This is a genomic window from Shewanella sp. CG12_big_fil_rev_8_21_14_0_65_47_15, assembly GCF_002783505.1.
Classification (GTDB): Bacteria; Pseudomonadota; Gammaproteobacteria; order Enterobacterales; family Shewanellaceae; genus Shewanella.
The window spans coordinates 56,714-69,757 of record NZ_PFGL01000033.1 but is presented as its reverse complement, the minus strand read 5'-3'; the positions used below and the strand labels follow the sequence as shown (position 1 = coordinate 69,757).

General features: G+C 45.5%; 14 protein-coding genes. 8 read left to right on the top strand and 6 right to left on the bottom strand.

The genetic code is table 11. The annotated features are described in order from the left end of the window. Positions 1–163: 163 nt before the first annotated feature. Positions 164–1,459: a peptidoglycan DD-metalloendopeptidase family protein gene (locus COW15_RS09300; protein WP_293632119.1), complete on the top strand. Its 1,296-nt coding sequence runs from the start codon at positions 164–166 to the stop codon at positions 1,457–1,459. Positions 1,460–1,596: 137 nt separating this feature from the next. Here the strand turns inward: COW15_RS09300 and COW15_RS09295 are convergent, their stop codons facing one another. From COW15_RS09295 to COW15_RS09280, 4 genes are all read right to left on the bottom strand, one after another. Next, complete coding sequence (locus tag COW15_RS09295) at positions 1,597–2,067, bottom strand: hypothetical protein (RefSeq protein WP_293632117.1); 471 nt, start codon at positions 2,065–2,067, stop codon at positions 1,597–1,599. Positions 2,068–2,169: 102 nt separating this feature from the next. Continuing rightward, a complete protein-coding gene (locus COW15_RS09290; RefSeq protein ID WP_198783032.1) occupies positions 2,170–2,679 on the bottom strand; it encodes a M48 family metallopeptidase in 510 nt (169 codons plus the stop codon). Between the two features lie 43 nt (positions 2,680–2,722). After that, entirely contained in the window at positions 2,723–3,160 is a 438-nt protein-coding gene (locus COW15_RS09285; protein WP_293632115.1) for a DUF3010 family protein, read from the bottom strand. Between the two features lie 139 nt (positions 3,161–3,299). Then, entirely contained in the window at positions 3,300–4,649 is a 1,350-nt protein-coding gene (locus tag COW15_RS09280; RefSeq protein ID WP_293632114.1) for a DEAD/DEAH box helicase, read from the bottom strand. Positions 4,650–4,897: 248 nt separating this feature from the next. On the opposite strand from COW15_RS09280, the gene rssA reads away from it, so the two are divergent. The 7 genes from rssA (at position 4,898) to COW15_RS09245 (ending at position 11,914) form a co-directional block, all read left to right on the top strand. Next, positions 4,898–5,842, top strand: a complete 945-nt coding sequence (gene rssA / locus COW15_RS09275; RefSeq protein ID WP_293632156.1) for a patatin-like phospholipase RssA — start codon at positions 4,898–4,900, stop codon at positions 5,840–5,842. Between the two features lie 114 nt (positions 5,843–5,956). Continuing rightward, on the top strand, positions 5,957–6,646 hold the full coding sequence (locus tag COW15_RS09270) for a hypothetical protein (protein ID WP_293632113.1): 690 nt from the start codon (positions 5,957–5,959) through the stop codon (positions 6,644–6,646). 215 nt (positions 6,647–6,861) lie between these two features. Then, entirely contained in the window at positions 6,862–8,979 is a 2,118-nt protein-coding gene (gene nrdD / locus COW15_RS09265) for an anaerobic ribonucleoside-triphosphate reductase (RefSeq protein WP_293632111.1), read from the top strand. Between the two features lie 113 nt (positions 8,980–9,092). Then, a complete protein-coding gene (gene nrdG, locus COW15_RS09260) occupies positions 9,093–9,554 on the top strand; it encodes an anaerobic ribonucleoside-triphosphate reductase-activating protein (RefSeq protein ID WP_293632109.1) in 462 nt (153 codons plus the stop codon). Positions 9,555–9,668: 114 nt separating this feature from the next. After that, complete coding sequence (locus COW15_RS09255) at positions 9,669–10,025, top strand: YibL family ribosome-associated protein (protein WP_293632107.1); 357 nt, start codon at positions 9,669–9,671, stop codon at positions 10,023–10,025. 290 nt (positions 10,026–10,315) lie between these two features. Further along, entirely contained in the window at positions 10,316–10,942 is a 627-nt protein-coding gene (ribA, locus tag COW15_RS09250; protein WP_253988301.1) for a GTP cyclohydrolase II, read from the top strand. Between the two features lie 195 nt (positions 10,943–11,137). Next, complete coding sequence (locus tag COW15_RS09245) at positions 11,138–11,914, top strand: hypothetical protein (RefSeq protein ID WP_293632155.1); 777 nt, start codon at positions 11,138–11,140, stop codon at positions 11,912–11,914. Positions 11,915–11,985: 71 nt separating this feature from the next. Here COW15_RS09245 and COW15_RS09240 read toward each other — a convergent pair whose 3' ends face one another. Continuing rightward, entirely contained in the window at positions 11,986–12,438 is a 453-nt protein-coding gene (locus COW15_RS09240; RefSeq protein ID WP_293632105.1) for a FlxA-like family protein, read from the bottom strand. Positions 12,439–12,611: 173 nt separating this feature from the next. Beyond that, on the bottom strand, positions 12,612–12,995 hold the full coding sequence (locus COW15_RS09235; protein ID WP_293632103.1) for a VF530 family protein: 384 nt from the start codon (positions 12,993–12,995) through the stop codon (positions 12,612–12,614). Between the last annotated feature and the right edge of the window lie 49 nt (positions 12,996–13,044).

Sequence of the window (13,044 nt, the reverse complement as noted above, 5' to 3'; positions counted from 1 at the left end):
TTAAAATGCAAACTGGCGCATATTTTTAGTAAATAGTGCCGCAAAACTGTGAAATAGCGTTTGTCATAATCGATTTTTTGAGATAAGTTGACAAAATTAGGGCTTCCCCCAAAGGGACTGATTCAAAAATATAACGCCATAACGATAACAAAAGGTGAAAGCGTTGCAGACAGGCAAACCCACATTTAACTATTTTTCGCAAACCCGTTTGCAGAATTTATCGCCCACCCACAAGAATATTCTTTTAGTGGGTGGTTTGTTGATTGGCGCAGCCATGCTAATGCCCAATGCTAATCACGTTGTGCCGACCGCACAGCGAATTCCCGTTACCCTCGATCTTGACAATATTTTACCTCCGGTATCAGCACCCCTTGAGCAAGATCCCATAATAGACAACAGCCCTGATTTCGAGCGTATTATTGCTTCAGGTGATACTTTAAGTAGTTTATTTTCTAAGGCGGGCGTCGATCAGCAGACTATGTATAAAGTATTGGAGGCAGACTTAAACGTACTCGCCCTCGATACCTTATTACCCGGTAACCGTATGCAGTTTTGGCTGGATAATGAAGGCCAACTGCAAAAATTAGAACTTTACTTCAACGCAGCACGCCAAGTGGTATTTACTCGTTATGAAGACGGCAGCTTTAACGTTGAAGAAGTGAATGTGGAAGGTGTTTGGCAAAATCGTATTGTGACTGGAGATATTAAAGGTTCATTTTACGTTTCTGCTCAAAAAATGGGATTAGCAGCCGCCGATATTCAGCGTATTGAAGATTTACTCAAAGAGAAAGTGAATTTTGCACGGGATCTACATGCAGGAGACAAATTCTCTGTTTTGGTAAATGATCAATATGTTGAAGGTGAAGCGACGGGTAGCAGCCAAATATTAGGCGTGAGTATTAAAACGGGTCGTTCTGAAATTAGCGCATTCCAACATACCGATGGTAGTTATTATGATGCCAAAGGCCGAAGTTTAGTGCGTGCATTCCAGCGTATTCCATTGACTAAACAGCCACGAATGAGCTCTCGTTTTAACTCCCATCGCAAGCATCCGATTACTGGCCGTATTTCTCCCCATAATGGTGCTGACTTTTCGGTGCCTATTGGCACTAAGGTCATTGCGCCAGGTGATGGTGTCGTGAGTTTAGTCACAGACCATCAGTTTGCGGGTAAATATATAGTCATAGAACACGGTGGTAAGTATCGCACCCGATACCTGCACCTTTCTAAGGCTTTGGTGCGTAAAGGACAACGGGTAACTCGCGGTCAAGTCATTGCTTTATCAGGTAATACTGGGCGTTCGACGGGTCCCCATCTACATTATGAATTCCATGTTAATGGCAAGCCTGTCGATCCGATGAAGGCCGATATTCCGATGTCGAGTCAATTAGCAAATCAAGAATTGAATAGCTTTGCTAATACGGTTAAAAGTCGCCAAGCTTTAATGAATTTGGGTTAATTAATTTACTCAATCGGCGATTTTTCAAAACCGATTAGATGAATTAAAAAATGCCGATGAAATTTATTTTCATCGGCATTTTTTATTGCTTTGTTTATTTTTTGTTAAAACTAAAGGCAGTTATGCGATACGCTGTTTTAACTCGCTTGGCGCTTTTGCATTGCCTTTAAGGCACATTTGCATAGTCGTCCTTTTAAAGCTGGACAGCCACTACAGGGGGATTTTTTATAGGGACGCAGTGCAAAACTGCGGCCCGTCGGTGAGGGGGATAAACGTTTAATGACGGCCGATGACAGGAAACTTGCATCATTAGCGGCAATAAACTGGGCTTTAGCGAGTTTTAATTGCTTTTTAAGTGCAGGCTTGTCGAGATGCTTAATGTGCTGTTTAGTGAGGTGGTCGGATAATAGTTGACTTAAATATTTACGTTGAGCTTTTTTACTTTGCAATCGAGTATTTGGATTTAAATTCGCCGTGGCGTTAGACACGGGTGACATGAATTTCATCGAAGTCGATATTTCAGTCGATTTAGCCTGTTGCTTTTGCAGTTTTTTTGCTTGTTTTTTACACCACTTTTCAAGCTTTTTATCAATATTCGGCTTTTTCATACGACCTGACAATGGCTGATAACACGAATTTATTCTAAATGAAAATTATTATCAGTCAATATCGGATGGTATAAAAATGAGATGCAGAGGAAAAAACTATGATTAGGTTGTGTAAGGTGATGTATTTGTATCTATGCAGGTGAGTAATAAGCGCAAATCAAATTCGAACTGATGGTAATCTGGCTCCATATAAGTACACAGATTATAGAAAGCCTTATTATGATCTTTTTCTTTAAGATGGGCTAATTCATGTACTACGACCATTCGAAGTAAAGGCTCGGGGACGCGTTTTAATCTGGAAGATATACGAATTTCATTCTTAGCTTTAATTTTGTTCCCTTGTACCCGTGATACATAGGAATGTAAGCCAAGTGCATGATGACTAATGCTAATTTTGTCGTCGAAGATCACTTTTGACAAAGGTGAGGATTGACGCAAGAAGCGGTTTTTTATCCCTTGGGTATAGTCATAAAGTGCTTTATCACTGCGAATATCATGGATTTCAGGATGACGGCGTAGGAGGAGTGCGGGCAAGGTTCCTGCATCTAGATGCTGTCGTACCTGTTGCTGGATATCGGGGCTATAGCCGCTTAAATATTTTAATAATGGCATAGGAATTTGGCTCCGAATCGCTTCGGAGCCAATAGTCTGGGTATTAGGCTTTACCAAAAATACGACGATTTTGCTGTGCGAAAGCCGCCTCAAAGGCACCCTGTTGCACACGCTTAAGATCTAAGCTGTCAAAATCGACTTGGGGCGGGTTGCGTTTATTTTGTTCTTTGATCGTCACTGGTGATAGCAAAGTCACAGGTAGGTCACCTAACTGAATGGCGGCTTCTAATTTAAAACTCGTCGCAGAACCTGCTAACTTACCTTTCTGTTCACGCTCAATAATCACTATCTCATCGACTTTGTAGTCTTGCATTAACTTATGGAAAGCAAAATGAAAGTCACGGATCGCCTCTGCGGTTGCCGATTGCGAAACACTGAAGGACACCTTACGGCACTCAGGCACATTGAAGGTTTCGCCCTCATAACTTAATAAACTGATAATGGCTTCGCCACCTTTTAACTCAACACCACAAACTCTCATGTTACACCTTCAAAATATCAATAACTGCGCTATTGTAGCTGGAATGCGGCTCAGAGAGCTTACGACATGGATCCCAGCCAGTTTCAAGTTGATGGTAATAAGCCTTAGTACTCAGTTACCATCAACGCCAATTTAAAAATTAAACTTCTTCAGTATCATTGTCTTGTAGCAAGGGGGCCGCGGGCTTTCTACGCATTGGCGCATCGCCTACATCGACGCCAGTAATAAAGCGTTTATCACGTGATGGTGCGGCTTTAGCCGCTTTAACCTTGACGTTGCCTTTTGCTGGGGTTGCTTTAGCGATTCGCTTCGCGGGTGCCTGTTTGGACTTATCTTTAAGGCCGCTAAATTTTGCTTCTAATCCAGGAATAACACTGATTTCAAATGTTTTTCTGAGAAAAACTTGGACTTTCTTGAAGTTATCCCAATCCTTTGGCCCTACGAGTGATATCGCATCGCCTTTGGCTCCAGCACGACCGGTGCGACCAATACGATGAACGTATTCTTCAGCAAACTTTGGCATGTCGAAGTTAATGACTAATGACACGTTAAGCAAGTCCAATCCTCGGGATGCCACATCGGTAGTGACTAAAACTTGCTGCAGCCCACGGGCAAATTGATCCATGATCTGATTGCGGGCTGTTTGCTTTAACTCGCCACTGAGCGCAGCCGTTGCAAACCCTTGAGCCGAGAGCTTTGCCGCTAATCGCTCGGTATCAGGACGCGTCGCAGTAAAGATAATGACTTGTTTATGCTGCTCATCTTGCAGCAAACGCGTTAATAGGGCTTCTTTATGATCTAAGTGATCACAGAGGAAAATACGCTGATGAATATCGTTATGCTCACTATGGGCGGCGCCTATGGCTATATGGGCAGGATTTTTCAACAAAGTTGCAGCGATATCATTGATTTCACTGTGATCTAACGTTGCCGAGAACATTAAGGTTTGACGGCGTTTATGATCCGCAGCTTCGTTGATGGCTTTCAGTTGCGGGGCAAAACCTAAATCCAGCATACGGTCGGCTTCATCGAGGATGAGCAGTTCTAGTCCATTGAGGAATAAATGCTTTTGTTCTAAATGATCTGCAATCCGGCCCGGTGTTGCCACGATAAAGTGTGGTTCTTTGGCGAGCGCTTTAGCTTGATCGTTAAAGTTTTCCCCCCCCAGAACGCTAATGGCTTTGTATTGAGTATTGGCAACGAGCAAACGAAGTTGGCTATAAACCTGGTGGGCTAGCTCGCGGGTTGGTAATAAAATCAATACTCTAGGATCGCGTTTGGTCAGTGCACGGGTAGATATGACTCTTTGCAATGCTGGCAACAAAAACGCGAGGGTTTTACCCGAGCCTGTTTTTGATGACGCCATTAAATCTTTACCTGCCAATGCGATAGGCAGTGCTTGTTCCTGGATGGCGGTGGGGGCAGTGATCCCCATATGCTTTAAGCTTTGTAACAGACGCTGGTCCAGAGAAAAATCGGTAAATTGCAAAGGTATATCCCCTAAATCTTAGTAAGGGCAGATTATAGCCTTAAACGGCTGTTCTCAGCTATCCACATCGGTAATTATCTCGGCATTAGTGCCAAGTTGCTGTCAAAAATAGGACAGATAATGTTAGGTTTCAGTATTTATTTACATTGATGTTACAACCACTTAATTCCATCTATTTCACTCTCTATAGTCGAAATGTTGAGATTTTAGGTTATTCTGTGACCGAGTCTATTAAGGGGGAACATTTTATGGTCAAGGGAGCTGCACCAACGATTGGTATCGCCTTAGGCAGTGGCGCTGCAAAGGGTTGGGCACATATAGGGGTGTTAAATGGGTTGGCTGCGATGGGCATTAAGCCCGATAAAGTGGCGGGTTGTTCCGTTGGTGCTCTAGTCGGGGCGGCCTATGCCCACGATCATTTGCCTGAACTTGAAGAGTGGGTACGTAGTTTTTCTAGCTGGGATGTTCTTGGTTTAATGGACATTCGTTGGCGTAAGGGGGGATTGATTGGCGGCGAGAAAGTGTTTGATGTGCTGCAGTCTCGCATCGGAGACGTGATGATCGAACAACTTAATCGACCTTTTGCGGCGGTCGCTACGGATTTGTATTCTGGCCAAGAGATTTGGTTCCGCCACGGTGATTTGCGTCAAGCTGTCAGGGCGTCTTGTTCTATGCCGGGAATTTTAGCGCCAGTGCGTCAGGGAGATCGCTGGTTAGTTGATGGCGCAGTAGTGAATCCTGTTCCTGTGTCTGTTAGCCGTGCTATGGGAGTGGATATCGTTATTGCTGTCGATTTAAACGGATATCATTCGGGGCGATTGCAAGTATTGCCTGTCAATATGATCAGCCAAAAGGTAACTGAAGAATCTGATTTATCCCCTAGACAAGAAACGGGTTTTATGGATTTATTTGCCCGTGGCCGTGAATATGTCAGCAGTTTGACCGATAAATTTTCCCTAGGGACTAAATCCAATCCAGGCATGATCGCCGTGATGTCCCAGTCCATGGGCATTTTAGAGCAAAGGCATAAACGGGCCCGTTTAATGGGCGATCCACCGGATATTTGTATTGTGCCTGAGGTGGCTAATATTGGCACTATGGAGTTTCACCGTGCCGATGAGGCGATTGCTGCAGGTGAAGCCGCCGTTGCGAAAGTGGCTCATTTGATTGAGGCTGCGATATGGAAGGACTGATGTATGTGGATGGGCTGGAACTGTGTTGCTTGAACTCAAGGATTTGAGTTTTCAAATAATTGGCTTATTTTTTGCTTTAAAACGTCACGCAGTTTTAGACGCCGAATATTTGACATGAGTTCTATTTTAAATACCTCAAATCTTAATCGCAGCAACAGCAGCATTGCCGATGCCTACGGCCTCAATAGCCAAAAAGCGAGCATGGCCAAGGCGGATCCTAGCACCGAGAAGACGTCATCCCAGAAAGGCTCGACTCAGACGGAATCTACTGGGACCGATGCGATTGCACTGTCATCACGGGCGCAGCGGGCACAAAAAATCCAAGCGATGTCGAAGGATTTTTTTGCCAACGGTCAATTCAGTGTCGCGGATATTCCTGCGTTAGTCTCTCGTTTACAGAAGGATGGTATCCTCTCGGAGAGGCAGGTCGAACGTTTATCGCAAAATGGGATTAACCCACTTACTACAGATAAGACGAGCACTCAATCTCTGCAAAACTTCATAGATGATGAGCTTAAGTCACTGAGTGAAACGTCTCCTAACAACCCATTGATCAACACCTTAGTCGATGCTAAGCATGTACTAACGAATATGGGTGATGCTCAGTCCCCTCTTTTAGCCCAAAAAGCGGCCAAAGTGTTTGGGCAATTAACGGATTATATCAACTCAAATCCTCCCATGACTGACACGCAAAAGCAGCAGTGGCAGGGACTTAAATCCACCATGCAAGTGGCCTCGTCTATGGGATCTCAGCAGTCGGCCCTTGGGCAGTTGAGTAGTTATTTAGCCTTGGCAAAGCGTTAACTAGCCTGCTTTTTCACTCAGGTCAAGGCTCTACTTGCAGATCATAGGGCTTTGCTGCAGTTCTTCTTTGTTCTTTTATTCCATTTTCTAAATCATGATCTGGATCATGGAAGTTTCAATACCGATATCGCCTAATGCTCTATATATTGTGCTTACTGATTATTTAATCACTATATATAGTGTTAATTTTAGTCGAGATGGAGAGGAACTGAACAATGCCAGTCGTGATTAAGCGGGATGGTTGCCGCACGCCTTTTGATGAGACAAGGATAAGAGATGCGGTTATCGCCGCTGCAAACTCAGTTGGGATAGAGGATGCCGACTATGCCGCCACAGTGGCCGCTTGCGTCAGTCAACGGGTGGCATCTTTAGCCGAAGTCGATATTCACCATTTGCAAGATGCCGTTGAAAATCTGCTGATGGAGGGACCCTATAAGTCATTGGCTCGGGTGTATATTGAGTATCGCCATGATAGGGATATTTGCCGCGAAGCCACCAGTAAACTGAATTTAGAAATTCGTGGTCTGGTTGAGCAGAGCAATGCCGCGCTGTTAAATGAAAATGCCAATAAAGACTCGAAAGTTATCCCGACCCAGCGGGATTTACTCGCGGGGATTGTGGCTAAACATTATGCCAAGAGCCATATTTTGCCAAAGGATGTCGTGGCCGCCCATGAAGCAGGGGAAATCCACTACCACGATTTAGATTATTCGCCATTCTTCCCTATGTTTAACTGCATGCTGATTGATCTGGCTGGTATGCTAACCCACGGTTTTAAAATGGGTAATGCCGAGATAGAAACACCCAAGTCGATCTCAACGGCAACCGCTGTCACCGCACAGATCATCGCCCAAGTGGCCAGCCATATCTATGGCGGAACAACCATCAATCGAATCGATGAAGTATTAGCGCCCTTCGTGGCAAAGAGCTATGACAAACACTATCAAGTTGCATTGAACTGGCAGATTAAAGATGCCAAAGCCTTTGCCACGGCGCAAACCGAGAAAGAATGCCACGATGCCTTCCAGTCACTCGAGTATGAGGTCAATACCTTACACACTGCCAATGGTCAAACACCCTTCGTCACCTTTGGTTTTGGTTTAGGTACTTCGTGGGAGTCACGCCTGATCCAGCAATCCATGCTCAAGGTGCGCATGGCCGGCCTAGGAAAAAATCGTAAAACCGCGGTCTTCCCCAAATTGGTGTTTGCCATTCGAGATGGCATTAACCATAAGGCGGGCGATTGCAACTACGATGTCAAACAAATGGCCTTGAAATGCGCGAGCATGCGGATGTATCCCGACATTTTAAACTACGAGCAGGTTGAAAAGGTCACTGGCTCATTTAAAACGCCCATGGGATGCCGTAGCTTTTTAGGCACCTATGAGGAAAATGGCGAACTCGTGCATGAAGGGCGCAATAACCTCGGGGTGGTGAGCCTTAACCTGCCACGCATTGCCCTAGAGGCCGAGGGGAGTGAAGTCGAATTTTACCGCATCCTCGATGATCGTTTAGCCCTTGCCCGCAGGGCTCTGGATACCCGTATTGAACGTTTGAACGGCGTTAAAGCCCGTGTGGCACCAATCCTCTATATGGAAGGCGCCTGTGGTGTGCGCTTGCGCGCCGATGATGATGTCTCTCAAATCTTTAAAAATGGCCGCGCGTCTATCTCATTAGGCTATATAGGATTGCATGAAACCATGAATGCACTCTATGGCACAGAACACCACGTATTTGATAATGCAGCACTACGTGACAAAGCCGTGGCAATCGTGGCCCATTTAAAAGCGGCAACAGAGGAGTGGAAGGCCGAAACAGGATATGGGTTTAGCTTATACAGCACGCCAAGTGAGAGCCTGTGTAGTCGTTTCTGTAAACTCGATGCGAAACAATTTGGTGTCGTCGCCGGCGTCACGGATAAGGGATATTACACCAACAGCTTCCATTTGGACGTCGAAAAGCATGTAAACCCCTTTGATAAGATTGATTTTGAACAACCTTATCCCGCCATCGCTAACGGCGGCTTTATTTGCTATGGCGAATATCCCAATATGCAGCATAACCTCGAAGCGCTGGAAAACGTCTGGGATTACAGCTATAGCCGCGTGCCTTATTACGGCACAAATACGCCGATAGATGAATGCTATGATTGTGGTTTTACGGGGGAGTTTAGTTGTACGAGTAAAGGCTTTACCTGTCCTAAATGTGGTAACCACGAACCGAGTCGAGTGTCGGTGACCCGTCGCGTCTGCGGTTATTTAGGCAGTCCCGATGCAAGACCCTTTAACCAGGGTAAGCAAGAGGAAGTGAAGCGCAGGATCAAGCATTTGTAACACTTTTGGCTCATTTCATCTAGTACACTGAGCTTGAGGCGCAGCGGGTACACCTTGCTGCGCCGCATGTTTTAGCCGACTTAGGATCGGGCGGTTCATCGGGAACTGACATTATGAATTATCACCAATATTATCCCATCGATGTGGTCAACGGCCCCGGAACTCGTGCAACCTTGTTTGTCTCGGGTTGTGAGCACCAGTGCCGTGGTTGCTATAATCAAAGCACTTGGGATGTGCGCTCTGGGCATCTGTTTGATCAAGCAATGGAAGATAGAATTATTGCCGATCTTAAGGATACACGCATTGTGCGCCGTGGTTTGTCACTCTCTGGCGGCGATCCTCTACTGCCAGCAAATGTCGAGACCATTTTAGCGCTGGTTAAGCGAGTAAAAATAGCCTGCCCCGATAAAGATATCTGGCTGTGGACGGGTTACGTACTTGATGAGCTGACCGAGTTACAAAAAGCCGTACTTGAATATATCGATGTGCTGGTGGATGGAAAATTCGAGCAAAGCTTAGCGGACCCAAGTTTGGCTTTCCGTGGTAGCAGTAATCAGAAAATACGTTTGTTATAAAAGCGGTAACGAGGATCGACAACTTGCTGTTATAATCCCAAACCTTGACACAGATGCTAGCACTAACAGGCAAAGATATTACTGTGGCTAACTTAGGTAAATTAAGGTAAGAGAATGAATTTAAAGCAAGAGCTGCAGCAGCTAAACGATAAATTAGATAAATTTCGTCGTAAACTTGCTGCGGCAGAGCAAAGGGGCGATGATGCAATTGTTGCCCAGTTTAAACGCGAAATCGCCGCGGTCACTAAGCAAATTAGCAGTGTGAAGGGTCAGCAGACGCGCCTGTTAAATAAGCAGGGGGCCGATATCCAACATTTGCCCTTTCACCGTGCGTTGACGAAAGCCGAGCAAGCCGATATGGGCCAACTGAAAAAGTCAGTTAAAGGTTTAGTCGTGGTTCACCCCATGACGGCTTTGGGGCGTGAAATGGGACTGACTGAAGTGACAGGTTACGCACCTGCAAAGTTTTAACCTGAATCAAGGTTTACTCGGCGCAGCTGAGCATTAAGGGCTTGGCAGCATAGCTTCGTATATCGATGCTGTGTTTGCGGCCCCAAATAGACTAAAAGCCGCTGGGATGCGTCAATATTGCGATTGAGTACCAAGCATTCTAGTTGGAGTTGATTCAATCACAACAGTTTTCTTGATGGTGTAAAACGCTTTAGAATAGGGCGCTTTATTGGCTAAGTGCCTAATTACGGTTTTGTTTTTATGGATGTTCCCTCGTCTCATGGAATGAGAGTTGTCGTTAAGGTTAAGTCATGTCGATAAAATATGTCGCGACGTCAAAGTTACCCACTCCTTGGGGTGTGTTTGCCATGCATGGTTTTGAAGATACAGAAACTGGCAAAGAGCATGTTGCACTCACGTTTGGAACTCTCAGTGCGGATGAGCCGGTATTAGGCCGTATCCATTCAGAATGTTTAACCGGTGATGCCCTATTTAGCCTGCGTTGTGACTGTGGTTTTCAGTTACAGACCGCGATGCAAAATATTGCCGAAACGGGCAGTGGTTTTATTCTGTATCTGCGCCAAGAGGGGCGAGGTATTGGTTTATTAAATAAGATCCGCGCCTACGAGTTGCAGGATAAAGGGGCTAATACGGTCGAAGCCAACGAACAGTTAGGTTTCCCTGCGGACATGCGCAAATACGATATGATTAAGCCTATGCTTGAACAGATCGGTGTGAAGCATGTGCGTTTGATGACTAATAATCCTCGTAAAGTCAAAGCGATGAAGGATCTTGGCATTGAAGTGGTTGAGCGAGTTCCATTACAGGTCGGTAAAAATCGCTATAATGAAGCTTATTTAAAAACTAAGTCTACCGAGCTTGGGCATATGATGTCTGAACACCATTTTATGGACGAAGATGAGTCGCCTCTAAGCTGAAAAGTCTACCGTTTAAGTGCTGCACATCAGGACTGTTAGAACAAATTGAGCTATTTTTTCAGTCGACTATTATTCACGGTTTTATCTGTGCCTACGCTGTGTATCGGCGGTATTGCTTCTATGGTTACGTGGGCACAGGATGTTTCTGCTGCCCCCCTCACATCGAGCCAATCATCGACGGATCCTTTGGCAGTAATATCCGTTGATTCTCCCATCGATGCTAAGAACAATCCCAATTCCGCTTATGCCTTTGGCAGCTACCTCGGCACTGGGGTTTATCGCGCCGCAGAACAGAATGCGACCGTTGTCAGTATCCCTTTAACCTTTGATTTACAAAAAGAGAAAGACAGCCGGACTTGGCTGCGTATTCCTTTATCCTTCGGTTTTTTTGACTACTTAGCCAGGGACTTAACCGAAGGAGAATTACCTTCTTCGGTGGGCACTATGACGGTGACACCCGGTGTGGAGCATCATTGGCAGGGGAGTGAGAATACCCGCATGGAAGCCTATTTTGACCTCGGGTTCGGCACTAACTTCGATACCAATGATAATGTGGCGATCTTCGCCTCTGGCGTGAGTAGTCTGTACGATTTTACGTTTGCGGGTGAAGAGAGTGTTTGGGTGTCTCGCTTACACTTTGCGGGCTACAGTGAGCGGATTGGTACATTAACGGATCAATTTGCGGTGTTGCAAAGTGGCGTCGATATTGGACTCTCACCGCGCTGGCAATGGTGGAATATACAGGTCCAACCGAGGATTTTTGCCATAGGTTATTGGTATTTTAATGAGCTGAACTTTAGCAGTAATGCCGAGGAAGATACTTTAGTCTCTGGCAGCTATGAAGTGGGTGCTACGCTCGCGTTCTCAAAACCCTTGGGTGGCGATTTACTCGGGGTTGACCGTATAGGGCTCAGTTATCGTACTGGTGACGGGTTAAATATCTGGCGATTGGTGTTTAGTTTTCCTATTTAGCATTTAGCATACCCCATCCAGTCATCTGCTCCAGCGAAGCTAAGGATCAATTTCAAGGAATGGCTATGGCACTATCCCGCCGACTCTTGGGCATCGCGCATTTTTTTATCCATTAACACCGCTATTTGATTACTGAGCAGCATGATCTGTTCTTGGATCAACTTACGTTGCTGCTCTGCCGTCTTCGAGTTATCGCCTTCGAGTTTAGTGAGCATTTCTTGGAGTGCCTTGATTTGCTCTTTTATACGTTTGATTTGTTCGTCTATGAGGGATGTGGGCTCTTCAGCATCGGTACTTTCGGCTTGTTGTTTTTTCTCCGCGTTACTGCTTCTCAATGCTGCGCCCACTTCCGTTGCTAAAGCTGCGCGCCCTGCATCGGATATTGACACATTTGTTTGAGTATCTTCGCTTTGAGGATCAGCATTATCTGGTGAGGTTGCAGTTTGAGTGGGGGCGATAAAAGCGCTTGAGACGGATTTAAATGCCGTACTATTGGCCGCGATGTTTAATCCATTAATGTTCATCGGATACCCCTTTCACTAATACTAACGCGTGATATATAGAATCTTACCTATATCGGCGGCGATCTAAAAAACTAAAGCCGATTTCCACATAAATTGTCGGCAATTGGCTACCGTCAGGTTGCGTTATTATGGGAACACAGCCCTTCGCTGTTTACAGGGCAGTGTGAGGGGCGTTAGTCCCGCGTTCCCCAAATATGGCTGTTGACATTGCCATCAGTGGTCGTCGATTCCTGCGCTTTGGGCGTCTGGGTATTAACCGCTGTATTTGAAGCAATGTTTTTAAGGGGAGTCGTCTTACTCCTGTGGGGGGATGAAGCTCTCGCCTCTGATCTTTGGGGGAGGGGAAGTTTATTGGCTTTTAAGTATAAATATTCCACTTTTTCCCTTGCCCAGTCGGTTTTTCTTAGGAAGCGCAGGCTCGATTTAATGCTAGGATCATGGGTAAAACAACGGATTTTGATCCGTTCGCCCAATTCTTCCCAGCCATAACGCTCAACGAGGTCAGTGATAATGGTTTCTAATTTAATACCATGCAGCGGATTATTGGCTTGAGTCATATTTTACATATTGCAGTGAGCTATGGCGGGATTATAGCAGTTTAGTGGC

What these genes read in the sequence shown, in the direction of transcription:
- COW15_RS09240 (WP_293632105.1), bottom strand. Translation starts at nt 12,438, where the DNA reads ATGAACATTAATGGATTAAACATCGCGGCCAATAGTACGGCATTTAAA.
- nrdD (WP_293632111.1), top strand. Translation starts at nt 6,862, where the DNA reads ATGCCAGTCGTGATTAAGCGGGATGGTTGCCGCACGCCTTTTGATGAG.
- COW15_RS09285 (WP_293632115.1), bottom strand. Translation starts at nt 3,160, where the DNA reads ATGAGAGTTTGTGGTGTTGAGTTAAAAGGTGGCGAAGCCATTATCAGT.
- nrdG (WP_293632109.1), top strand. Translation starts at nt 9,093, where the DNA reads ATGAATTATCACCAATATTATCCCATCGATGTGGTCAACGGCCCCGGA.
- ribA (WP_253988301.1), top strand. Translation starts at nt 10,316, where the DNA reads ATGTCGATAAAATATGTCGCGACGTCAAAGTTACCCACTCCTTGGGGT.
- COW15_RS09255 (WP_293632107.1), top strand. Translation starts at nt 9,669, where the DNA reads ATGAATTTAAAGCAAGAGCTGCAGCAGCTAAACGATAAATTAGATAAA.
- COW15_RS09290 (WP_198783032.1), bottom strand. Translation starts at nt 2,679, where the DNA reads ATGCCATTATTAAAATATTTAAGCGGCTATAGCCCCGATATCCAGCAA.
- COW15_RS09270 (WP_293632113.1), top strand. Translation starts at nt 5,957, where the DNA reads ATGAGTTCTATTTTAAATACCTCAAATCTTAATCGCAGCAACAGCAGC.
- COW15_RS09235 (WP_293632103.1), bottom strand. Translation starts at nt 12,995, where the DNA reads ATGACTCAAGCCAATAATCCGCTGCATGGTATTAAATTAGAAACCATT.
- COW15_RS09295 (WP_293632117.1), bottom strand. Translation starts at nt 2,067, where the DNA reads ATGAAAAAGCCGAATATTGATAAAAAGCTTGAAAAGTGGTGTAAAAAA.
- rssA (WP_293632156.1), top strand. Translation starts at nt 4,898, where the DNA reads ATGGTCAAGGGAGCTGCACCAACGATTGGTATCGCCTTAGGCAGTGGC.